1 protein-coding gene is annotated in these 558 nt (G+C 71.7%); it reads left to right on the top strand.

Annotated features, from left to right (window positions below):
• Positions 1-558: GlxA family transcriptional regulator (locus DNK49_RS23265; RefSeq protein WP_120719299.1), on the top strand; the 558-nt coding region annotated here is incomplete at both ends.

Below are 558 nucleotides of genomic sequence, written 5' to 3'. Positions count from 1 at the left end.
GAGGCGGGGCTGCTGGAGGGGCGGTGCGCCACCACGCACTGGGCCAGCTCGGGCGACTTCGCCCGTCGCTATCCCAATGTCAGGTTGGACACCGACCGTCTCTTCATTCGGGACGGCGCGATCTGGACCTCCGCCGGCGTCACGGCCGGGATCGACCTGGCGCTGGCGCTGATCGAGGACGATCTCGGCAGCGATGTCGCCCGCCACACCGCGCAGCAGCTCGTGGTTCACCAACGCCGGCCCGGCGGCCAGTCGCAGTTCTCGGCCTTGGTCGAACTGGGGGGACGCACCGGGCGCTTCGTCGACTTGGTCGACTGGATCCGCGGGCGCCTGGCCGAGCCGCTGACCGTCGAGAGCCTGGCCGACCGCGCCGCCATGAGCCCCCGTCACTTCGCCCGGGTCTTTGCCGCCGAAACCGGCACGACGCCGGCCAAGGCCGTGGAACGGCTGCGTCTCGATGCGGCCCGCGCTGCCGTCGAAGCAGGCCATGCGCCGTTCGACCGGATCGCCGAGGAAACCGGCTTCGGCGATGCCGGCCGCATGCGCCGGGCTTTTCTG

This window comes from Parazoarcus communis SWub3 = DSM 12120, assembly GCF_003226565.1.
In the GTDB taxonomy this organism is placed as follows: Bacteria; Pseudomonadota; Gammaproteobacteria; order Burkholderiales; family Rhodocyclaceae; genus Parazoarcus; species Parazoarcus communis.
Note: the sequence above shows the minus strand (reverse complement) of the source record. Positions and strands in the feature narration are given on the sequence as shown.